Consider the following 21,294-nt stretch of genomic DNA (forward strand, 5'->3'; position numbering starts at 1 on the left):
TTCTGCATGCCGTAATGATAATCACTATCACAAGAATTTACCTTTCTTTGCATCAATTGACGGCGATAAACATTTAAGGTGTCGGCATGTTTGTTCCATTTCTCATTATGTTACGTGAAGGCCTTGAAGCGGCCTTAATTGTCAGTCTTATCGCCAGTTACCTGAAACGCACCCAACGCGGGCGCTGGATTGGGGTGATGTGGATTGGGGTTTTCCTCGCCGCAGCGCTCTGCCTGGGGCTGGGCATTGCCATCAACGAAACCACCGGCGAGTTTCCGCAAAAAGAGCAGGAGTTATTCGAAGGCATCGTGGCGGTAATTGCCGTGGTGATCCTCACCTGGATGGTGTTCTGGATGCGTAAAGTGTCCCGTAACGTCAAAGTTCAGCTGGAGCAGGCGGTTGATAGCGCCCTGCAGAAAGGCAATCATCACGGCTGGGCGCTGATCATGATGGTCTTTTTCGCCGTCGCCCGCGAAGGGCTGGAGTCGGTCTTTTTCCTGCTGGCGGCATTCCAGCAGGACGTAGGTATCTGGCCGCCGCTTGGCGCGGTACTGGGGCTGGCGACCGCCGTGGTGCTCGGTTTTCTTCTCTACTGGGGCGGCGTGCGTCTGAACCTCGGCGCTTTTTTCAAATGGACCAGCCTGTTTATCCTGCTGGTGGCCGCCGGGCTGGCAGCGGGCGCTATCCGCGCTTTCCACGAGGCCGGGCTGTGGAATCACTTCCAGGATGTGGCTTTTGACCTGAGCACTATCCTCTCTACCCACTCACTGGCGGGAACGCTCCTCGAAGGCATCTTCGGTTATCAGGAGACGCCGAGCGTCAGCGAAGTGGCGATCTATTTTATCTATCTTATTCCGGCGCTGGTGCTGTTTTTCATGCCATCACGCCCCAGCACGCAACCGACGCGGACTGCGCTGTAACGTGCTTTGTTTAGTTACAACATACTTATTAACGGGAAGGGTCATGGCTATTCAATTTCGTCGTACCGCGTTACAGGCAGGTATTGCCGCGCTGTTGTCCTCTGCGTTTTATGTGCAGGCTGCCGATATTCCACAGGTGAAAGTCACCGTCAATGATAAGCAGTGTGAGCCGATGACCCTCACGGTCAATAGCGGCAAGACCCAGTTCCTCATTCAGAACCATAGCCAGAAAGCGCTGGAGTGGGAGATCCTGAAAGGGGTGATGGTTGTGGAAGAGCGTGAGAACATTGCCCCGGGCTTTAGCCAGAAAATGACGGCCAACCTGGAGCCGGGTGAATATGAGATGACCTGTGGCCTGCTGACCAACCCGAAAGGCAAGCTGATTGTTAAAGGCGGTGCCACTGCCGAGGCGGCGAAAGGGGAGGCCTTACTAAGCCTGGGCGACGCCATCACCGCCTACAAAGCTTATGTGACGAAAGAGACCGCCGACCTGGTCGCCAGGACCAAAGCCTTCACCGATGCGGTGAAAGCGGGCGATATCGAAAAGGCCAAATCGCTGTATGCGCCGACCCGTCAGCATTACGAACGTATTGAACCTATCGCTGAGCTCTTCTCCGACCTCGACGGCAGCATCGACGCCCGTGAAGATGATTACGAGCAAAAAGCGGCCGATCCGAAATTCACCGGCTTCCACCGTCTGGAAAAGGCGCTGTTTGGCGATAACAGCACTAAAGGGATGGAGCACTATGCCGATCAACTCAATAGCGATGTGCTGGAGCTGCAAAAACGCATCAGCGAGCTGGCATTCCCGCCATCTAAAGTCGTGGGCGGCGCGGCAGGTCTGATTGAAGAAGTTGCGGCCAGCAAAATCAGCGGTGAAGAAGATCGTTACAGCCATACCGACCTCTGGGACTTCCAGGCGAACGTGGAAGGCGCGCAGAAGATTGTCGACCTGCTGCGTCCTCAACTGCAAAAAGAGAACAGCGCGCTCCTGACGAAAGTGGATGCCAACTTCAAAAAAGTGAACACCATTCTGGCGAAATACCGCACCAAAGGCGGCTACGAGACCTATGAAAAGCTGACCGAGGCGGATCGTAATGCCCTGAAAGGACCGATTACTACTCTGGCGGAAGATCTGGCTCAACTGCGCGGCGTGCTGGGTCTGGATTAAGCATCATGAACAAGCACGATGAGTACGACGTTGCCCAGCCTTCGCGGCGTCGGTTGTTAAAAGGGGTCGGCGCGCTTGGCGGCGCGCTCGCTCTGGCAGGGGGTTGCCCGGTAGCGCATGCGGCAAAACCGCAAAGCGCGCCGGGGACGCTCTCCCCGGATGCACGCATGGAGACGCAGCCGTTCTTCGGTAAACATCAGGCGGGTATTCTTACGCCGCAGCAGGCATCGATGATGCTGGTGGCTTTTGATGTTCTGGCCAGCGATAAAGCCGATCTGGAGCGTCTGTTCCGGCTGTTAACGGCCCGTATCGACTACCTGACGACGGGCGGCCAGGCCCCCGATACCCAGAATACACGCCTGCCGCCCATGGATTCCGGTATTCTGGGGGCCTATATTGCCCCGGATAATCTGACCATTACCGTCTCGCTGGGCGAATCGCTGTTTGATGCACGCTTTGGTTTGCAAAAGCTGAAGCCTAAGGCGCTGCAAAAAATGGCGCGCTTCCCGAACGATTCGCTGGATGCCGCCCTCTGTCATGGTGATGTCCTGCTGCAAATTTGCGCCAACACCCAGGACACGGTGATCCACGCGTTGCGCGATGTGATCAAACATACTCCGGACCTGCTGAGCGTGCGCTGGAAGCGGGAAGGGTTTATCTCCGATCACGCGGCGCGCAGTAAAGGCAAAGAGACGCCGGTTAACCTGCTCGGTTTTAAAGACGGGACTGCCAACCCCGACAGTAGCGACAATGTGCTGATGAACGAGGTGGTATGGGTCACAGCGGATCAGGGCGAACCGGCCTGGGCCGTAGGCGGCAGCTATCAGGCGGTGCGTATCATTCAGTTCCATGTGGAGTTCTGGGATCGTACGCCGCTGAAAGAGCAGCAGACCATCTTTGGTCGCGATAAACAGAGCGGGGCGCCGCTGGGAATGAAAAACGAGCACGATGTGCCGGACTACGTCCACGATCCCGACGGGGAGACTATCGCCCTCGATAGCCATATTCGTCTCGCCAATCCTCGCACCAAAGAGACCGCCTCCAGCCTGATGATGCGCAGGGGATACAGCTATTCGCTGGGCGTGACCAACTCGGGGCAACTGGACATGGGGCTGCTGTTTGTCTGTTACCAGCACGACCTGAATAAAGGCTTTTTAACCGTACAAAAGCGGCTAAATGGCGAAGCGCTGGAAGAGTATGTGAAGCCTGTTGGCGGCGGCTATTTCTTCGCGTTACCGGGCGCCCTGGATAAAAATCACTACCTCGCTCAGGGTTTACTCGAAGCCTGAATAACTCTCCCGCATCGTGGTGCGGGAGAGCTTTTTTTACTATGATCTTCCTGATGTTATAATTTTGTAATAATTCTGAATGACACTGTGGTCTGCTGCAGGGCGACTCTGAAAGTTGCATTCAGGTAAAATAAATGTTGCATTTGTTTTAAATCCTGATGTACTTATTCTAGGAAAGCGGTAAATCCCGGCAGTGATGTCTTTCACTATGGAGATCGCGAATGGTAGGGTCCTGTACTGGACAAGGTAAACGCAATAACCGCAGCACCCGACGCGGAGGCTTAGACTCCGACAGCGATTTCTTCACCACAAAAAACGCCCCCACCAACGTAAATCATGATTTTTCCCACGTGCCGAACGGTGCGCGTAGCCGTTCGGCAATGTCCAACAACCAGGCAAGCTATGGCTTAAAAGGAAGCCAAACCTCAGATGTTTGTGCGCATAATCGCGCCGGCAACGGCGTGTGTGATGAATACCAACAACTCAAGGTGCTATCCATGGGAAGACAAAAAGCAGTGATCAAAGCTCGTCGTGAAGCAAAACGTGTGCTGAGACGAGATTCACGCAGCCATAAACAGCGTGAAGAAGAATCGGTCACCTCGCTTGTGCAGATGAGTGGCGTTGAAGCAATTGGCATGGCAAGGGACAGCCGTGATCTTACTCCTGTTGTGGCACGCAATGACGCTCAGGCGCAGTACCTGAATGCTATTGAGAGAAAATCGCTTATCTTTGCAACTGGCGAAGCCGGATGCGGTAAAACCTGGATAAGCGCCGCCAAAGCGGCGGAGGCTCTGATCCATAAGGACGTAGATAAGATTATTGTTACTCGTCCTGTGCTGCAGGCCGATGAAGACCTGGGCTTCCTGCCAGGCGATATCTCGGAGAAGTTTGCGCCTTACTTCCGGCCGGTTTACGACGTCCTCGTTAAACGGTTGGGCGCTTCCTTTATGCAGTACTGCCTACGACCAGAAATTGGCAAGGTAGAAATCGCGCCGTTCGCCTATATGCGCGGACGTACATTTGAAAATGCGGTTGTGATTCTCGACGAGGCTCAGAACGTGACCGCTGCGCAAATGAAGATGTTTTTAACGCGCCTCGGGGAGAACGTGACGGTCATCGTTAACGGTGATATTACGCAGTGCGATTTGCCGGCGGGCGTTCCGTCGGGATTAAGCGATGCGCTGGCACGTTTTGAGGAAGATGAGATGGTGGGTATTGTCCGCTTCACAAAAGACGATTGCGTACGATCGGCTTTGTGTCAGCGAACGTTGAATGCGTATTACTGAGTTCGCTGTTCTGTTCAAGGCCCGGGAAACCGGGCTTTGTTTTTTTGGGAGGGGGGGAATGAGAACCCCCGCAGGGGTGCAAGATACGAAAAAAAAGCCCGTACTTTCGTACGAGCTCTTTCTCAAATATGGCGGTGAGGGGGGGATTGACTCGCTGCGCTCGCCCTTCGGGCAGATTCCTCGCAGGCTCGTCATCTGTCCAACTGGCTGCGCCAGTTGTCGAACCCCGGTCGGGGTTTCTCATCCCCCCCGCAGGCGTGCAATATGCGAAAAAAAAAGCCCGTACTTTCGTACGAGCTCTTTCTCAAATATGGCGGTGAGGGGGGGATTCGAACCCCCGATACGTTGCCGTATACACACTTTCCAGGCGTGCTCCTTCAGCCACTCGGACACCTCACCATATTGTTTTGCTGCCTGACCACGTGGGGGGCAACGGGGCGCTACTATAGGGAGATGGGCTAAAACGGTCAAGCAGATTTTATAATTAATGGTTTGTTCGGTTAAGCAATAATCAGCTCCATCGTTATTATCGCTTGGGAGCGGGCTGTTGACACTGTGAATGGGGCATAGTTGGATGGAGCCAGTTGTCGAACCCCGGTCGGGGGTTCTCATCCCCCCCCGCAGGCGTGCAATATGCGAAAAAAAAGCCCGTACTTTCGTACGAGCTCTTTCTCAAAATATGGCGGTGAGGGGGGGATTGACTCGCTGCGCTCGCCCTACGGGCAGATTCCTCGCAGGCTCGTCATCTGTCCAACTGGCTGCGCCAGTTGTCGAACCCCGGTCGGGGGTTCTCATCCCCCCCGCAGGCGTGCAATATGCGAAAAAAAAAGCCCGTACTTTCGTACGAGCTCTTTCTTAAATATGGCGGTGAGGGGGGGATTCGAACCCCCGATACGTTGCCGTATACACACTTTCCAGGCGTGCTCCTTCAGCCACTCGGACACCTCACCATATTGTCATCCCGTTGTTGCTGGGACGGGCGCTAATGTAAGGAAAACCCGAACGGTCGTCAACTCACTTTTTCAGTAATTTAGCGCGTTCATACAAACTTCAAGCAATATGATTCCTAATTGTTCTGAAAGCGCCTCTTTTATCAGCAACGCAGCAGCCGCATTTATTTGTTATGCTGGCAATCCAGTTGAAAATGAAAATAAAACAGCGCAGAAAAGCAGGAGAAATTATGGATATCATCTTTTATCACCCTACGTTTGATACCGCTTATTGGCTTAATGCCCTGTCAGCAGCATTGCCGGGCGCGCGGGTTCGCGAGTGGAAGCGGGGAGATAAAGATCATGCGGATTACGCCCTGGTCTGGCATCCACCCGTCGAAATGCTCCAGGGACGCGATCTGAAAGCAGTGTTTGCACTCGGCGCCGGCGTTGATTCGATTCTCAGCAAGCTAAAAGCCCATCCAGAGATGTTGCCTGAACATATCCCCCTGTTCCGCCTGGAAGATACCGGGATGGGCGAGCAGATGCAGGAGTACGCCGTGAGCCAGGTATTGCACTGGTTCCGCCGATTCGATGATTATCAGGCCTTCAAGTTACAGGCGCACTGGGAACCGTTAGCGGATTATCAGCGTGAAGACTTTACCATTGGGATCCTGGGGGCGGGCGTGCTGGGCTCGAAAGTTGCCGAAGCGCTGGCACCCTGGGGATTCCCGCTGCGCTGCTGGAGTCGCAGTCGTAAAGAGCTACCAGGCGTAACCAGCTATGCCGGTGTGGAAGAGCTGCCAGATTTCCTCAAAGAGACCCGCGTGCTCATAAACCTGCTGCCCAATACGGCAGAGACGGCGGGCATTATCAATGGGGCGCTGCTCAGACAACTGCCCGATCAAAGTTATCTCATCAACCTGGCTCGCGGCGTGCACGTGGTTGAACCTGACCTGCTGGCTGCCCTCGAGAGCGGAAAACTGAAAGGGGCCATGCTGGATGTCTACAGTAAAGAGCCGCTGCCGCCTGAAAGCCCGCTCTGGGCGCATCCGCGCGTTGCCATGACGCCGCATATTGCCGCCGTCACGCGTCCGGCAGAAGCCGTTGATTATATTGCCCGCACTATCACACAGCTGGAAGCGGGAAAACCCGTCAGCGGACAGGTAGACCGCCAGCGCGGTTACTGAGTCAAACCCGGCGTTTGCCGGGTTTTTGCTAATATTCGCAGACGATAACTGCTATCCTTTGGGAAAGATGAGAGGAGAGAATGATGTATCCCGTTGACCTGCACATGCACACTGTCGCCAGCACCCACGCCTACAGCAACCTTCATGACTACATCGCACAAGCAAAGCTTAAGAACATCAAACTCTTTGCGATTACCGATCACGGCCCTGATATGGCAGATGCTCCGCACTATTGGCACTTTGTGAATATGCGTATCTGGCCACGCGTGGTAGACGGCGTCGGGATCCTGCGCGGCATTGAGGCGAATATCAAAAACACCCAGGGTGAGATTGACTGTACCGGCCCGATGCTCACCTCTCTGGATCTGATTCTGGCCGGGTTCCATGAACCGGTATTTGCCCCTCAGGATCAGGCCACAAATACCGAGGCGATGATTGCCACCATTGCCAGCGGCAATGTGCATATCATCAGCCATCCGGGCAATCCTAAATATCCAATCGACATTAAGGCAGTGGCGCAGGCCGCGGCCGAACACCGCGTGGCGCTGGAGATCAACAACTCGTCATTCGTTCACTCGCGCAAGGGCAGTGAGGCGAACTGCCGGGCTGTCGCGGCGGCGGTACGAGACGCCGGAGGGATGGTGGCGCTGGGTTCCGACTCCCACACCGCGTTCACGCTGGGTGATTTTAGCGAGTGCCGTAAAATCCTCGACGAGGTCGACTTCCCGGAAGATCAGATTCTGAACGTGACGCCTCGACGCATGCTCGACTTCCTGGCGTCGCGGGGGATGGAACCTATCCCTGAATTTGCTGAATTTTAACTGTGTAATGGACTAAATAAATGAATGAGTTTTCCATCCTCTGCCGCGTGCTGGGCTCTTTGTACTACCGTCAGCCTCAGGATCCGCTGCTGGTGCCGCTCTTCACCCTGATTCGTGAAGGCAAACTGGCGCAGAGCTGGCCGCTGGAGCAGGATGAGCAGTTACAGCGTCTGCAGAATAGCTGCGATATGCAGCAAATTGCCGCAGATTACAACGCTCTGTTTGTTGGGGAGGAGTGCCGCGTGTCACCTTATCGTTCCGCCTGGGAAGAGGGGGCAACAGAGGCCGAGGTAAGGGCTTTTCTTTCAGAGCGCGGTATGCCCCTGTCTGATACGCCGGCGGATCACATCGGTACCTTGCTGCTGGCAGCATCGTGGATTGAAGATCATGCCGGGGACGACGAAAACGAGGCGCTTGAAACGCTCTTTGCGGATTACATTCTGCCGTGGTGTGACACCTTCCTGGGGAAAGTTGAAGCCCATGCGGCCTCTCCATTCTGGCGGACCATGGCTCCCTTAACCCGTGACGCTATCGCAGCCATGTGGGATGAACTTCAGGAAGAGAACGAAGAGTGATGTCCGTCACATAAATAATGTAACGGTGAATCTCATTTTACATATTATGTGCTTCTGATCGCATTTCACCGGCGCGCATCTGCTAAGATGCGCGCCATGAACATACTCCTTTCTATCGCAATCACGACAGGCATCCTCTCCGGTATCTGGGGGTGGGTAGCCGTCTCATTAGGGCTACTGAGCTGGGCCGGTTTCCTGGGATGCACGGCCTATTTCGCCTGCCCACAGGGCGGACTTAAGGGGCTCTTTATCTCCGGCTGCACCCTGATGAGCGGTGTTGCGTGGGCGTTGATTATCATTCACGGCAGCGCGCTGGCACCGCATATGGAGCTGGCAGGCTACGTTATGACCGGTATAGTGGCGTTTCTGATGTGCATACAGGCAAAACATCTGCTGCTTTCGTTCGTACCGGGTACCTTTATCGGCGCGTGCGCTACCTTTGCAGGGCAGGGAGACTGGGCGCTGGTGGTGCCGTCTCTGCTGCTGGGGTTGGTATTTGGGTATGCCATGAAAAATAGCGGGCTGTGGATTGCCGCCAGGCGAGAACGATCGCAACGCGTAGCGGCGCTAAATGAATAAAAAAGGCGAGACATCTGTCTCGCCTTTTTTGATGCGCCATTAGCAATCAGGATTCCGGCGGTACCGACATCTGACGGTATTTAACCAGGATATCGTTTTTCACATCATTTTTATTCTGCAGATCCCATAAGCCACGATCGATACCGTCGTTAATCAGGAAAATAACCCCTGTCTCGATAGCAGACATCAGGCAGAGCATGACCGGTTCATTCGAGGTGTAGCCAATTTCACCCTCAAGCAGGCGCTGGTAATCAATAAAGCGGAAGACCCCTGCCTGAACCTCATAAGAGAGGATCGTTTTGCTGGTGGTGACCGAAGATAAGATCTCACCCGTGCTAACGTTAATAACACGAAGGTTAACCGCTATCTGATCCAGCTGGTACTGGGTATCGCCGCCGATACCAAAATACCGGGCCCCCACGCCGCCAGATTTCACGTTACTTTCGTAACCAATAATCGAACCTTCCACCATGACGTTTGCTGCAGTTAACGACTCGAGCGGAACACGGTTATTGATGGCAACGGTTCCGTTCTCCTGTGCGGCACGAATAATCTTACGTTCGTTCAGCAGGTTTTGCAGTCCCTGACGTTCCAGCGGCACAAACCAGCGAGAATCTTTTAACGCCGTCACCAGCATTGCCGTGGCGCTTTGCGGTACTGCAGTAGAGAAGTTACTCGCCGGGTAAGGTTTGAATTGTCCGGTCTCATCCTGGATGTTATAGACCGAGACGAAAACTTTCCCGGTCGGCATCGGCAGATGCGTTAAATCACGATAACTTTGGGCCCGAGGCATTAATGTCGGTTTTGCGGCTTCTTTAGGTGGAGCAGTTAAACAACCGCTCAATAAGCACACTGCAACAAGTAACAGTAAGCGCTGCATGATTATTGTCCTTATTACGACGTTGTCTAAAAGTCGGTTGAGTTAGTTTGTAAACCCGAAACCTGGATAGTGGAGGTTTTCCCCGTTTTCCGGTCGGTTACGTTTAACTGCAACTGCCCATCTTTATTAGCAATATCAACGATGTAATCGCTGGTCACCATGCGGCCAGGCTTACCGGTATTAATATTGGTTAACAGTCCACCCAGTATTTGCGACTGAATAGCCTGGGTAAAGTTATCCAGCGCAGAGGGCGTTTCGATGCCAAAGTCATCATCAAAACTGGGATCTTTATAGGAGTTCTGTGCCTGGGCACTGTTTAAAAGGAATGCGCCATTATTGGGGTTTCCACCAAAATTAGGGTTGCGGAACTGGAAAGTCATATTCCCGGCCCAGGTAATGGGTGAAATAAACATTAATACAATCACTGCATGTTTTATACGCATGACAGCCTCCGGATAATAATGCTTTTAAAATTCGTCTTGTGCTAAATCGCCTGTGCTCAATAGAGCTTTATCTATTTGCAAACGATTAAGCGCCTCTTCGGTTTGCGCCAGGGCAACATTCACGTTGTCATCGAGACCTTGTTTGCCTGGGAATAAGAAAGTCTGAAATATCACGTCCTGATTGACCGTTATGGTTATCCAGCTTCCCCAACGTGCGCTGGGCCGCTCATTGATGGTTAAGTTGCCGGGGTAATCACTTTCCCATTTGTCGCTAAATGCACGATAAAAGCTGTGTCCGACAGACGAAACTGTGTGATCGGTCAATAATCCGGGGATCTCCACTTCAACCGCGTGCAGCTCCCCGGCAGCAAGTAAAAACCCTGCTGCGGCAATCCAACTCATGGTGCGTTTCATAGCGTTAACGCCTGAGGTTATCGTTTGCCCATGAAACAGCCTGAGTTCGGTTTTTAACAGCTATCTTCTTGAAAAGATTATATAGGTGAGTCTTAACCGTATTTTCGCTGATAAATAACGAACGGGCGATTTCAATATTTGAAGCTCCGATGCGAAGTTTATTCAAAATCTCTTTTTCGCGATGCGTAAGCAAAGCGGATTCCGAACTGTTGTAGCGATAATTTCCGGAGTGGGTGATGAGATAGCTAGCAAGCTTTTGCGAAAAGTAGCATTCGCCGCGCAATATGCTTTGCAGCCCATCGATAACGCGCGTCTCGTCTTCACTGACATAAAAAACGCCGTTGATATGGGGCCAGCTTTCGATATCTCTGAAGGGATACTCGTCAGGAGTATTCAATAAAAGTACACGGATATTATTGTTTTTCCTGCTTAAAATATCCTGCCAGTAATGGATAAGCTTTTTGTCGACTTCCATCATATCGAAAAGAATAATACTGCCAGTCGTAATGTCGTCAAAAGAACGTTGAATATTATGCAATTTCCCGTTCAGTGACAGAGTATGTTTCAAATGCTGTAGTAAAGCTGTGGCTTGTAACGAAGGTTTGGTGATCAACAATAAAGCATGACCATGAATACTATGGACTTCATTAAACATGATGAAACCCCTTTTTTCGGGACATCCGGCAGCTGCCCTCTTATATTAAGAGGGCACCAGAAGTACTGACAGATGTTGCACTGCTGTGTGTAGAAGAAAATCATATCCTCCAGAAGGAGGTAAAATAAAAAATACTACTGAACTTCTGATTTCAATCTAGCTATTACGATTTTTAAAGCAAGTGTTAAACATGTAACAGGATGTAAAAATCAATATTAATTTGTAAAAGTAGGGGGTTTAAAATGCTTATATTTGATAGTAAAGTTGTACATAGTGATATTGGTGCACACATTTTAAAAATCATACAAATATTTATAACAAGATGAATTTAAATGTAAATTTAATTTATACAGGCTTGCGCATCAGGTATGAGTTCTGCCCGGAAACTACGACTCAGGTTACAATCTGTAAACGTCTTAAGAAATGACGCCTTGTGTCACGCTCTTAAAAATATATCCTGTTTTATCACCTATAACGAAGCCGTAATGCCCGGTTCGCTGTCTGCAACGCTTTATTGTTAAAAGTGGAGAATGACCCGTCTGACATAACGATAACCAGACTTATCGCTACCTTGATGAGTATTAATTAATACTTTGGGGTGACCACAAGAATAAAAATACAACTGGCGGGTGAGATATTTAAATTGTTTACCCCGACATACTGTTCTTCGTAACGCGGCGTTAACAAATTTTCACTGTTGTTAACACAATGTTATTCACGTAAGTCCAGGTCCAGGGTGACAACATGAAGAGCAAGATGTTATTGATGTTAACATTGCTGGGTGCGCCTGGGGTAGTTTTCGCGGCAACATCAGATTTAGCGGTTTCTGAATATAATTTCGCGGTTAATGAATTAAGTAAAGCTTCATATAACCAGTCAGCCATTATAGGTCAGCAGGGCGTTAATAATAACGCTGCTGTTCGGCAGGACGGCTCGAAATTATTATCTGTCGTCTCACAGGAAGGCGGAAATAATCGTGCAAGGATAGATCAATCAGGCAGTTACAATCTTGCATATATTGATCAGTCCGGTAATTCGAATGATGCAAGCATTAAACAAGCTGCATACGGTAATACCGCGATGATTATCCAGAAAGGTTCTGGTAATAGAGCGAGCATTGCGCAGTACGGTACACAGAAAACAGCAGTTGTAGTACAGAGACAGTCGCAAATGGATATTCGCGTTATCCAACGCTAACCACGCGCGGCACTTAAATCAATCCGATGGGGGTTTACCATGAAACTTTTAAAAGTGGCAGTTATTGCAGCGATCGTAGTTTCTGGCAGTGCTATGGCAGGTTCTGTTCCTCAATATGGCCACGGTGGTAATGGCGGCTGGGGCGGTAATAATAGCGGCCCAAATTCAAATTTGAGCATTTATCAGAGTGGCGGCAGTAACGCAGCACTTGCTCTGCAAACGGATGCAAGAAATTCAGATCTGACTATTCGTCAGAACGGTTTTGGCAACGGCGCAGACGTTGGCCAGGGTGCTGACGACAGCGATATTCTGCTGACCCAGCACGGCTTTGGTAACAACGCTACCATCGACCAGTGGAACGCTAAAAACGCGGATATCAACGTCTCTCAGAGTGGCGGTCGCAACGCCGCGGCAGTTGACCAGACTGCATCAGGCTCGAACGTCGTTGTTCAGCAGGTTGGTTTCGCCAACAACGCGACTGCACATCAGTATTAATCGCCAAATCTGTGCTACAAAAAAACAGGGCCATTGCCCTGTTTTTTTTCGGGGGTAATTTATGAATACGCTGCTTCTTCTTGCTGCGCTCTCCAGTCAGATAACGTTTCAAACCTCTCAGGAGAACGGCATGCTGACCATTATTCCGCAGGTCACGCTAACGGAATCCTGTCTTTGCCAGGTACAGATCGTCACGTTACGCAAAGGACAGGGGGGACAAAGTACCTCTCAGCAGCGTAATACACTGACGCTACCGGCGAACAGGACTGTCGACTTGAGCCGCATCAGCGTAAACGCCGGGCCTGATGATGCCATCAATATGGTTGTGACAGTATTTGACGGTAATTCGCTTCACCTGTCCCAGCAGTGGCCGCCGTCGAAATCCTGATTTAAAACATTCAGTAAATCAATATATTATAGTTCTGGAATTAGTTTGAGCCCCTGTCTATGCTGACGTAATGGGTGTCGTCGATACCCGCCCACAGGTCCATTTTGGGCAGGTGGTTTCATCATCAAGGACGATATCATTAAGGGTCTCACTAATGGTTACGTCAGCCATCAAATATCTCTCTGGTCTCTCTGTCACCCTCCTTTTCCTTGCGCCTGCTCTCTCTGCCACGCTGGAAAACGCAGCGGTTATCAAAATCGTTGGCCGCGTTGTGGAAGATCCCTGCGTCATCTCGCCGCAACAGCAAGCGGTACAATTTACCTGCTATCAGGCCGGTGAAAAGCACAGTCGCAACGTTAGCTATCAGGCAGTCAGTGACGGGGCGACCGTGAATGTTGGGGTCGCAGATTTAAGCATGAAATACCTGACTCCAGAGCGAAAACTGGCCATTCTTGAGGTCAATTACCGCTAGGCCCGGCCTCGATTAAAACAGGGAAGAGGGCAAAATCTTCCCTTTATCTACGTGGCCTCTGCGATACAATTAAAAGAAAACCGCAAGCAGAGGTACTTATGCAGGCGCGAATTGAAGTTATCCAGGGCGATATCACCACACTGCAGGTGGATGTCATAGTGAATGCGGCCAATCCTTCCCTGATGGGCGGCGGCGGCGTGGATGGGGCCATCCACCGGGCGGCAGGTCCGGAATTACTAGAGGCCTGTAAAAAGGTGCGTCAGCAGCAGGGCGAGTGCGCCCCGGGTCAGGCGGTCATAACCCTCGCAGGCAATCTTCCTGCTAAAGCGGTGATCCATACCGTCGGCCCTGTCTGGCATGGTGGCGATCACCATGAAGCCCGTACCCTTGAAGAGGCCTATCTGAACAGCCTGAAACTGGCCGCAGCCAATGGCTATCAAAGCCTGGCATTCCCGGCCATCAGTACTGGCGTTTACGGTTTTCCGCGCGTGGCCGCTGCAGAAATCGCCGTCGCTACGGTTTCAGACTATCTCACCCGCAAGCCTCTGCCGGAGCGGGTATACTTTGTCTGTTATGATGAAGAAAATACCCGGCTATATCAGCGACTCCTTACCCAGGGAGGACAAGAAACCGACGCATAATACGCGGCTAGGCCGCGCCATTGCGCCGGTAAGCTCTGCACATCCCGGCCTGTGTGGTCTACTCCCGCTGGATGACAGCCTCGACGCTTTTGCCTGTCGTTACCGGCTGGCCGAGATGGCAGAGCGCTCGCTTGATGTGCAGTATTACATCTGGGAAGACGACATGTCCGGGCGGCTGTTGTTTTCCGTACTCTTAGCCGCAGCCTCGCGCGGGGTGCGGGTTCGCCTCTTGCTGGATGACAATAACACCCAGGGCCTGGATGAGATCCTCTCTCTTCTGGATGCGCATCCCAATATCTCTGTTCGCCTTTTTAACCCATTCTCTTTTCGTAGCCTGCGTGCGCTGGGTTATCTGACCGATTTTGCCAGGCTCAATCGGCGCATGCACAATAAATCGTTCACGGTTGATGGCGAAGCGACCATCATTGGCGGACGCAACGTGGGTGACGCCTATTTTGGCGCCGGTGAAGAGCCGCTCTTTTCTGACCTGGACGTCATGGCCGTTGGGCCCGTGGTGAAGGACGTGGCAGACGATTTTGAGCGTTACTGGCGCTGTGCATCGGTTTCGACTTTGCGACAAGTGTTAGAACTTTCCGAGACGGAGATCGCGGAAAAACTCACCCCGCCGGAAACCTGGTATCAGGGGGATATTACCCGCCGCTATCTCGACAAGCTCGCGTCGAGTGAATTTATCACTCGCCTCGAAGCCCGTGACCTACCGCTGATTTGGGCCAAAACGCGACTACTCAGTGACGATCCCGGTAAAGGGCAGGGTAGGGCAAAGCGACACTCTCTATTGCCGCAGCGTTTGCTGGATGTAATGGGCTCGCCGGAACAGCAGATCGATATTATCTCTTCTTATTTTGTTCCCACCCGTTCGGGCGTGGCGCTGCTGCTGCAAATGGTACGGAAAGGGGTGAAGATTGCCATTCTCACCAATTCTTTAGCGGCCAATGATGTGGCGGTAGTTCATGCAGGTTATGCCCGCTGGCGTAAGAAATTGCTGCGACACGGTATAGAGTTATATGAATTAAAACCGACCCAGGAAGGGCCGCCGGTACTGCATGATCGGGGGATAACCGGGAATTCCGGTTCCAGCCTGCATGCGAAAACCTTTAGCATTGACGGGGAGAAGGTCTTCATTGGTTCGCTCAATTTTGATCCCCGCTCCACGATGCTCAATACCGAGATGGGCTTTGTAATTGAGAGCAAAACCCTGGCACAGTTGATTCATAAGCGCTTTTCGCGTAGCCAGCGTCATGAGGCCTGGCAACTACGGCTGGACAAATTCGGGCGTCTGAACTGGATTGAGTACAAAGAGGGCGAAGAGATTGTGCACAAAAAGGAGCCCAAAACCCGCTTCTGGCAGCGCGTGCTGGTCCGCCTCACTTACTGGCTGCCGGTGGAGTGGCTACTGTAAAAGCTGCGCCGGACCATAATCCGGCGCACCGTGATTAGTTTGCGGCGTGTTTGACGCTTTCAGCCTTGTTCTGCGGTTTACCCGAGAAGAGGAAACGCAGCAGGGGAATGCGCAGATGAATTTCGTACAGCACAATCGCCAGGCCGACGACAAACACCAGTCCGGTAATAAATCCTAACAGGTTCGAACCGATATGCGGCGTAATGTATGCACCAAAGAAGAGCGTCAGTGGGTGGTGCACCAGGTAGATGAAGAGCGAGGCATTAACGAAATAGGTCACCCGTGACGATTTAAAATTCAGCAGGCGGTGGCCCAGCGCAAAGACCACATTTACCATCCACAGCCCAAGTAGCTTGGTGATCACGCTTTCAGTTTCATACATCCAGGCATCGCCGCTGCCATATTTCTGATTCAACAGATAAGCCATAAATGCCAGCGCCGCACCCAGCGTACATCCGCGGGAAGGGGTGGTAAAAAGCGCCTTCAGCTGAGGATAGATAAAGGCCAGCGCGCCCAGGAGGTAGAAAGGCAGATAGTAGAGCGTCTGCATGACCACAAAGTTGAACATGCCGTCGCTAAGAATAGGGGGGTAGAGGATAAACAGCGTGCGACGAACCGCCGCGTAAGCGATGCCCAATAGCAGGAAGACAATCGACAGTTTACCCAGCGTAATTCGTTCAAACAGACCTTCGCTACGGGTAGCAAGGTGATGCCGCACGCGGCTAAAGATCCACAGACTAATGGTCGTTAATACCACCAGTACCAACAGGAACCAGAGATGTGAAATCAGCTCCCAGGCGAGGGTGTTGTATTTTTCATACCCGGAGAGGTTATGCCAGCCATCCGCTTTTCCCTTCACATACTGAAGCATGATGAATTGAGGTAGCGTGAGGAGCGGAATGGCGGTCAGCATCGGTATCCCGACGCGCTCAACACGCACTTTCCACCAGCGTTTCAGCGGATAGCGCAAAAACAGCATGTAAGAGAAGTAGCCGGAGATAACAAAGAAAACCTGCATCCGGAAAGAGTGAATAAAGTCGTTAAACAGCGTTAGCCACCAGGAGGGCTCGGCGCTATTCACGTGCCAGACGTGGCTTGAATAGATTAATGAGATATGAAAGGGGATCCCCAACAGCATGAGCCATGCCCGAATGGAGTCGAGGAAATATTCACGTTGTGCAGGTGCTGTGCTCATATAACGTTGTGCATTCTCAGACTTTTCGTCTTATCCCTAAGGGTCATAGTGGTTACATTCGAGGCCAACCCTACACGAAGTCCGACACACTGTCTCCAGGATAAGCACGCAAAGTGAAAATGGGTTACTTTCACTTGCTTAATCCATGAGCCAGCGCGCTGAACAAAGCGGTGATTATGTTGTCGGAATGCCTGATTTTCCATTAAAATGGATCGGATCGATATAAGCACACAAAGGGGGAAGTGCTTACTTATTATGAAACATAAACCACAAATGATGAAAATGCGTTGGTTGGGGGCAGCTGTACTGTTGTCTCTATATACCTCATCGGCCTGGTCCTTTACCATCGACGACGTCGCAAAACAGGCAAAATCGATGGCGGGCAAGAGCTATGAAGCGCCAAAAAGTAACCTGCCCTCCGTTTTCCGCGACATGAAATATGCGGACTATCAGCAGATCCAGTTTAACCGCGACAAAGCTTACTGGAACAACACTAAGACCCCGTTCAAGCTTGAGTTTTATCACCAGGGGATGTATTTCGACACGCCAGTCACCATTAATGAAGTGACCGCCACGGCAGTGCGTAAAATCAAGTACAGCCCGGATTATTTTAATTTTGGCAACGTACAGCACGATAAAGACACGGTAAAAGATTTGGGCTTTGCTGGCTTCAAGGTGCTTTACCCTATTAACAGCAAAGATAAAAATGACGAAATCGTCAGCATGCTTGGCGCAAGTTATTTCCGCGTGATCGGTGCCGGCCAGGTGTACGGTATCTCTGCGCGCGGTCTGGCCATTGATACGGCGCTGCCCTCTGGCGAAGAGTTCCCGCGTTTTCGTGAGTTTTGGGTCGAGCGTCCAAAACCTACCGACAAGCGTCTGACGGTTTATGCACTGCTGGATTCCCCTCGCGCGACCGGCGCGTACCGTTTTGTGATCATTCCAGGCCGCGATACGGTGGTTGACGTTCAATCCAAAGTTTACCTGCGCGATAAAGTGGGCAAGCTGGGCGTTGCGCCATTGACCAGTATGTTCCTGTTTGGGCCGAACCAGCCCTCTCCGGCGACCAACTTCCGTCCTGAGCTGCATGATTCCAATGGACTGTCGATTCATGCCGGTAATGGCGAGTGGATCTGGCGTCCACTGAATAACCCGAAACATCTGGCTGTTAGCAGCTTCGCGATGGAAAACCCGCAAGGCTTCGGCCTGCTGCAGCGTGGCCGCCAGTTCTCTCGTTTTGAAGATCTTGATGACCGCTATGACCTGCGCCCAAGCGCCTGGATTACGCCGAAGGGCGAATGGGGTAAAGGCAAGGTTGAACTGGTAGAGATCCCAACCAACGATGAAACCAACGATAATATCGTTGCGTACTGGACGCCGGATCAGCTGCCGGAAGCCGGTAAAGAGATGAACTTCAAGTACACCATCACGCTGAGCCGCGATGAAGACAAACTTCATGCTCCGGATAACGCGTATGTCATGCAAACACGTCGCTCTACCGGTGATGTGAAGCAGTCGAACCTGATTCGTCAGCCCGATGGCACCATCGCATTTGTGGTGGATTTTGCCGGTCAGAACATGAAGACGCTTGCGCCAGATACCCCTGTAACCGCTCAGGCCAGCATTGGAGACAACGGTGAAATCGTTGAAAACAGTGTGCGCTATAACCCGGTCACTAAGGGATGGCGTTTAACCTTGCGCGTGAAAGTGAAAGATGCGAAACAGCCGACTGAAATGCGTGCCGCTCTGGTGAACGCCGACCAGCCGCTGAGTGAAACCTGGAGCTATCAGCTACCTGCCAATGAATAAGACAACTGAGTATATCGACGCCATGCCGCTCTCTGACATAGAGAAAGCGGCATTGCCGAAGGACGATATCCGCGCGGTACACACCGCGCTGGATGCAGAACGTCACCCATATACCCGTGACGACGATACGCCGCTGGGCTCGGTCAAGGCTCGCCTTGAGCAGGCCTGGCCCGATTCGCTGGCTGAAGGGCAACTGATAAAGGATGACGAAGGGCGTACCCAGCTTGAGGCAATGCCGAAGGCGACGCGTTCTTCCATGTTCCCGGATCCGTGGCGCACGAACCCGGTAGGCCGCTTCTGGGATCGTCTGCGCGGGCGCGACGTTACGCCGCGTTATCTTTCTCGTCTCACAAAAGAGCAGCAGGCGAGCGAGCAAAAATGGCGTACCGTGGGCAGCATCCGTCGCTATATTTTGCTGTTGCTGACCGTGGCGCAAACCGTTGTCGCTACCTGGTACATGAAAACCATTCTGCCTTACCAGGGGTGGGCACTGATCAACCCGGCAGACATGCTCGATCAGGATCTGCTCGTCTCCTTTATGCAGATCCTGCCGTACATTCTGCAAAGCGGCATCCTGCTGCTGTTCGCCGTACTCTTCTGTTGGGTCTCGGCCGGTTTCTGGACCGCGCTGATGGGCTTCCTGCAGCTGCTGATAGGCCGTGACAAATACAGCATTTCGCACTCTACGGTGGGGGATGAACCCCTGAATCCCGAGCACCGTACTGCGCTGATCATGCCGATTTGTAACGAAGACGTGGATCGCGTCTTCGCCGGACTGCGCGCTACCTGGGAGTCGGTGAAAGCCACCGGTAACGCGGCGCACTTCGACGTTTATATTCTGAGCGACAGCTACAACCCCGATATCTGCGTTGCTGAGCAGAAAGCGTGGATGGAACTGATTGCGGAAGTGCAGGGCGAAGGGCAGATCTTCTATCGTCGCCGCCGCCGTCGTGTGAAGCGTAAAAGCGGTAACATCGATGACTTCTGCCGTCGCTGGGGTAACCAGTACAGCTATATGGTGGTGCTGGACGCCGACTCCGTCATGACGGGCGACTGTCTGACCGGTCTGGTGCGCCTGATGGAGGCGAATCCGAACGCTGGCATTATCCAGTCTTCGCCGAAAGCGTCGGGTATGGATACGCTGTATGCGCGTTGCCAGCAGTTTGCCACCCGTGTTTACGGGCCGCTGTTTACCGCGGGCCTGCACTTCTGGCAGTTGGGTGAATCCCACTACTGGGGCCATAACGCCATCATCCGTGTTCAACCCTTTATCGAGCATTGCGCCCTGGCGCCGCTGCCAGGCGAAGGGTCTTTTGCCGGTTCTATCCTCTCCCATGACTTCGTTGAAGCCGCCCTGATGCGTCGTGCCGGGTGGGGGGTGTGGATCGCTTACGATCTGCCAGGCTCTTATGAAGAGCTTCCGCCAAACCTGCTGGATGAACTGAAACGCGACCGCCGCTGGTGTCACGGGAACCTGATGAACTTCCGTCTGTTCCTGGTTAAAGGGATGCACCCGGTTCACCGTGCGGTGTTCCTCACCGGGGTAATGTCTTACCTCTCTGCGCCGCTGTGGTTTATGTTCCTTGCGCTGTCCACGGCGCTCCAGGTGGTGCATGCGCTCACCGAGCCGCAATACTTCCTGCAACCGCGCCAGCTTTTCCCGGTGTGGCCGCAGTGGCGCCCTGAACTGGCGATTGCGCTCTTTGCGTCAACCATGGTGCTGCTGTTCCTGCCGAAGCTGCTGAGTATTGTGCTCATCTGGTGTAAAGGCTCGAAGGAGTATGGCGGCTTTTTCCGCGTCACGCTCTCGCTGCTGCTGGAAGTGCTGTTCTCGGTACTGCTGGCGCCGGTACGTATGCTGTTCCACACCGTGTTCGTGGTTAGCGCCTTCCTCGGCTGGGAAGTAGTCTGGAACTCACCGCAGCGTGACGACGACTCCACGCCGTGGAGCGAAGCCTTTATGCGTCATGGCTCGCAATTGCTGCTGGGTCTGGTTTGGGCAGTGGGTATGGCATGGCTGGATCTGCGTTTCCTCTTCTGGCTGGCGCCGATTGTCTTCTCGCTGATTCTGTCGCCGTTTGTGTCGGTGATATCCAGCCGTTCAACGGTCGGTCTGCGTACCAAGCGCTGGAAACTGTTCCTCATTCCGGAAGAGTATTCGCCGCCGCAGGTGCTGGTTGACACTGACAGATTCCTTGAGCTGAACCGTAGCCGTTCGCTGGAAGATGGGTTTATGCACGCCGTATTTAACCCATCCTTTAACGCGCTCTCTACGGCGATGGCAACGGCCCGTCACCGGGCAAGCCAGGTGCTGGAGATCGCCCGCGATCGTCATGTGGAACAGGCGCTGAATGAAACGCCTGAAAAACTGAACCGTGACCGTCGTCTGGTGCTGTTGAGCGATCCGGTGACCATGTCGCGTCTGCACTATCGCGTCTGGTCAGCCCCGGAGAGATACTCGTCGTGGGTTAGCCATTACGAGACGCTGAAGCTTAATCCGTTGGCGCTGAAGGCGAAATAAGCCT

Annotated in this window: 21 protein-coding genes, 2 tRNA genes and 2 other RNA genes; 16 read left to right on the plus strand and 9 right to left on the minus strand. The window is 52.6% G+C overall.

The genetic code is table 11. From position 1 onward, the window contains the following. Positions 1–86 precede the first annotated feature (86 nt). The 4 genes from efeU (at position 87) to phoH (ending at position 4,666) form a co-directional block, all read left to right on the plus strand. Positions 87–920: an iron uptake transporter permease EfeU gene (gene efeU / locus WFN75_RS03890; RefSeq protein ID WP_046886631.1), complete on the plus strand. Its 834-nt coding sequence runs from the start codon at positions 87–89 to the stop codon at positions 918–920. A 43-nt stretch (positions 921–963) separates the two neighbouring features. Then, positions 964–2,091, plus strand: a complete 1,128-nt coding sequence (gene efeO, locus WFN75_RS03895) for an iron uptake system protein EfeO (RefSeq protein ID WP_212477606.1) — start codon at positions 964–966, stop codon at positions 2,089–2,091. A gap of 5 nt (positions 2,092–2,096) precedes the next feature. After that, a complete protein-coding gene (efeB, locus tag WFN75_RS03900; RefSeq protein WP_336995645.1) occupies positions 2,097–3,380 on the plus strand; it encodes an iron uptake transporter deferrochelatase/peroxidase subunit in 1,284 nt (427 codons plus the stop codon). Positions 3,381–3,877: 497 nt separating this feature from the next. Next, positions 3,878–4,666, plus strand: coding sequence for a phosphate starvation-inducible protein PhoH (gene phoH, locus WFN75_RS03905; RefSeq protein ID WP_040078532.1), 789 nt, complete (start codon positions 3,878–3,880; stop codon positions 4,664–4,666). A gap of 129 nt (positions 4,667–4,795) precedes the next feature. On the opposite strand, the gene WFN75_RS03910 is transcribed toward phoH, so the two are convergent. The 4 genes from WFN75_RS03910 to WFN75_RS03925 form a co-directional block, all read right to left on the minus strand. Further along, positions 4,796–4,931: non-coding RNA, RtT sRNA (locus tag WFN75_RS03910), on the minus strand. Positions 4,932–4,977: 46 nt separating this feature from the next. Then, positions 4,978–5,065: transfer RNA gene (locus tag WFN75_RS03915), tRNA-Ser, on the minus strand. Between the two features lie 281 nt (positions 5,066–5,346). Next, a non-coding RNA gene (locus WFN75_RS03920) (RtT sRNA) lies at positions 5,347–5,482 on the minus strand. A 46-nt stretch (positions 5,483–5,528) separates the two neighbouring features. Then, positions 5,529–5,616: transfer RNA gene (locus tag WFN75_RS03925), tRNA-Ser, on the minus strand. 230 nt (positions 5,617–5,846) lie between these two features. Between WFN75_RS03925 and ghrA the strand changes: the two genes are divergently transcribed. The 4 genes from ghrA (at position 5,847) to WFN75_RS03945 (ending at position 8,760) form a co-directional block, all read left to right on the plus strand. Then, the gene (gene ghrA, locus WFN75_RS03930; protein WP_040076215.1) at positions 5,847–6,785 is read left to right on the plus strand and encodes a glyoxylate/hydroxypyruvate reductase GhrA; all 939 of its coding nucleotides are present in this window, start codon (positions 5,847–5,849) and stop codon (positions 6,783–6,785) included. A gap of 83 nt (positions 6,786–6,868) precedes the next feature. Next, a complete protein-coding gene (locus WFN75_RS03935; RefSeq protein WP_233803868.1) occupies positions 6,869–7,606 on the plus strand; it encodes a phosphatase in 738 nt (245 codons plus the stop codon). Between the two features lie 20 nt (positions 7,607–7,626). After that, on the plus strand, positions 7,627–8,181 hold the full coding sequence (locus WFN75_RS03940) for a TorD/DmsD family molecular chaperone (protein ID WP_212478666.1): 555 nt from the start codon (positions 7,627–7,629) through the stop codon (positions 8,179–8,181). A 96-nt stretch (positions 8,182–8,277) separates the two neighbouring features. Then, positions 8,278–8,760, plus strand: coding sequence for a DUF1097 domain-containing protein (locus WFN75_RS03945; RefSeq protein WP_207293454.1), 483 nt, complete (start codon positions 8,278–8,280; stop codon positions 8,758–8,760). Between the two features lie 46 nt (positions 8,761–8,806). Here WFN75_RS03945 and csgG read toward each other — a convergent pair whose 3' ends face one another. Genes csgG through csgD form a run of 4 tightly spaced genes read right to left on the minus strand, consistent with a single transcriptional unit; the run spans position 8,807 to position 11,152 of the window. After that, a complete protein-coding gene (csgG, locus tag WFN75_RS03950) occupies positions 8,807–9,640 on the minus strand; it encodes a curli production assembly/transport protein CsgG (protein WP_040076211.1) in 834 nt (277 codons plus the stop codon). A gap of 26 nt (positions 9,641–9,666) precedes the next feature. Further along, positions 9,667–10,083, minus strand: a complete 417-nt coding sequence (csgF, locus tag WFN75_RS03955; protein WP_040076210.1) for a curli production assembly/transport protein CsgF — start codon at positions 10,081–10,083, stop codon at positions 9,667–9,669. Positions 10,084–10,107: 24 nt separating this feature from the next. Beyond that, the gene (gene csgE, locus WFN75_RS03960; RefSeq protein ID WP_040076209.1) at positions 10,108–10,497 is read right to left on the minus strand and encodes a curli production assembly/transport protein CsgE; all 390 of its coding nucleotides are present in this window, start codon (positions 10,495–10,497) and stop codon (positions 10,108–10,110) included. 4 nt (positions 10,498–10,501) lie between these two features. Further along, on the minus strand, positions 10,502–11,152 hold the full coding sequence (csgD, locus tag WFN75_RS03965; RefSeq protein ID WP_212478665.1) for a biofilm master transcriptional regulator CsgD: 651 nt from the start codon (positions 11,150–11,152) through the stop codon (positions 10,502–10,504). A gap of 744 nt (positions 11,153–11,896) precedes the next feature. On the opposite strand from csgD, the gene csgB reads away from it, so the two are divergent. From csgB to WFN75_RS03995, 6 genes are all read left to right on the plus strand, one after another. After that, positions 11,897–12,349: a curli minor subunit CsgB gene (csgB, locus tag WFN75_RS03970; RefSeq protein ID WP_046885728.1), complete on the plus strand. Its 453-nt coding sequence runs from the start codon at positions 11,897–11,899 to the stop codon at positions 12,347–12,349. A gap of 39 nt (positions 12,350–12,388) precedes the next feature. After that, the gene (gene csgA / locus WFN75_RS03975; RefSeq protein WP_212478664.1) at positions 12,389–12,844 is read left to right on the plus strand and encodes a curli major subunit CsgA; all 456 of its coding nucleotides are present in this window, start codon (positions 12,389–12,391) and stop codon (positions 12,842–12,844) included. Positions 12,845–12,905: 61 nt separating this feature from the next. Beyond that, positions 12,906–13,232, plus strand: coding sequence for a curli assembly chaperone CsgC (gene csgC, locus WFN75_RS03980; protein WP_336995646.1), 327 nt, complete (start codon positions 12,906–12,908; stop codon positions 13,230–13,232). 154 nt (positions 13,233–13,386) lie between these two features. Then, positions 13,387–13,704, plus strand: coding sequence for a type 1 fimbrial protein (locus tag WFN75_RS03985; protein ID WP_212478662.1), 318 nt, complete (start codon positions 13,387–13,389; stop codon positions 13,702–13,704). A gap of 98 nt (positions 13,705–13,802) precedes the next feature. Next, a complete protein-coding gene (gene ymdB / locus WFN75_RS03990) occupies positions 13,803–14,345 on the plus strand; it encodes an O-acetyl-ADP-ribose deacetylase (protein WP_040076201.1) in 543 nt (180 codons plus the stop codon). After that, on the plus strand, positions 14,281–15,765 hold the full coding sequence (locus tag WFN75_RS03995; protein ID WP_212478670.1) for a phospholipase D family protein: 1,485 nt from the start codon (positions 14,281–14,283) through the stop codon (positions 15,763–15,765). The genes ymdB and WFN75_RS03995 overlap by 65 nt, the downstream gene beginning before the upstream one ends. 34 nt (positions 15,766–15,799) lie before the next feature. Here WFN75_RS03995 and mdoC read toward each other — a convergent pair whose 3' ends face one another. Further along, positions 15,800–16,960 (minus strand): glucans biosynthesis protein MdoC, encoded by a 1,161-nt coding sequence (mdoC, locus tag WFN75_RS04000; RefSeq protein ID WP_336995647.1) that lies wholly within the window; start codon positions 16,958–16,960, stop codon positions 15,800–15,802. A 273-nt stretch (positions 16,961–17,233) separates the two neighbouring features. Here mdoC and mdoG point away from each other — a divergent pair, with 273 nt between their 5' ends. Together mdoG and mdoH are read left to right on the plus strand one after the other, a co-directional pair. Then, positions 17,234–18,769, plus strand: a complete 1,536-nt coding sequence (mdoG, locus tag WFN75_RS04005; protein ID WP_207293457.1) for a glucan biosynthesis protein G — start codon at positions 17,234–17,236, stop codon at positions 18,767–18,769. Further along, entirely contained in the window at positions 18,762–21,290 is a 2,529-nt protein-coding gene (mdoH, locus tag WFN75_RS04010) for a glucans biosynthesis glucosyltransferase MdoH (protein WP_046885721.1), read from the plus strand. Before mdoG ends, mdoH begins: the two co-directional genes overlap by 8 nt. Positions 21,291–21,294 lie beyond the last annotated feature (4 nt).

Source organism: Leclercia sp. UBA7405 (assembly GCF_037152215.1).
GTDB lineage: Bacteria > Pseudomonadota > Gammaproteobacteria > Enterobacterales > Enterobacteriaceae > Enterobacter > Enterobacter pneumoniae.